The organism is Psychrobacter sp. 1U2, assembly GCF_051847575.1.
In genome coordinates this window covers 1-682 of sequence record NZ_JBPYDC010001160.1, presented here as the reverse complement: position 1 = coordinate 682, position 682 = coordinate 1, and the positions used below count along the sequence as shown (strand labels likewise).

The following is a 682-nucleotide window of genomic DNA, read 5'->3' as shown; positions in this document are numbered from 1 at the left end:
GCCACTTGACGCCAAAACTGCTCAAGCGCCTCACGTGCGCCATCTGCACCATTATCCATATAGCCTTGAGCTAATACCGCTGCATTCATGGCTCCAGCACTTGTCCCTGTAATACCTTCTACACTGATTCGGCCATCTTCCATAAAATAGTCTAGTACGCCCCAAGTAAAGGCGCCGTGAGAACCGCCGCCCTGCAATGCTAGATTGATCGACTTTTTAATCATAATCTCTTTACTCTCCCTTAGATATGTCGTTGAGCATGTCTATTGGATCAAACTATCAAACACATCTTACTACTGGCTTGTATTCCTAATCCAAACATCGTACTTTCAAGAGTTTGATAGACGATAATTAAGCTGGCTTATAACTGTCGCGTAAGCTGACGATTTGGCTAAATACCGGCTTGTCACTGGTGTGCTCCTCGCTATCGGCGATAAAGTAGCCTTCACGCTCAAACTGAAAGCGCGTGCCAGCATCAGCGTTGGCGAGCGATGGTTCAACTACAGCTGCAAGCTCGGTCAACGAATTAGGATTGAGTACTTGATGCACATCACTGGCGCTACCTGGGTCCTCAACACTAAATAACTGCTCATACATGCGTACGGTCGCAGGGACGCCAAGGCTTGCTGATACCCAATGAATCACGCCTTTGACCTTGCGCCCTTCAGGGTTGTTGCCCAAC

Annotated in this window: 1 protein-coding gene and 1 pseudogene; both read right to left on the bottom strand. The window is 48.1% G+C overall.

Going from position 1 to position 682, the window contains the following annotated elements; translation table 11 throughout:
- Window positions 1-224 (bottom strand): patatin-like phospholipase family protein (locus ACS8FD_RS20970; protein WP_439277289.1); only part of this gene is annotated, 224 nt, incomplete at its 3' end.
- Between the two features lie 127 nt (window positions 225-351).
- A pseudogene (locus ACS8FD_RS20965) lies at window positions 352-682 on the bottom strand (glutamine--tRNA ligase); the annotation flags it as partial.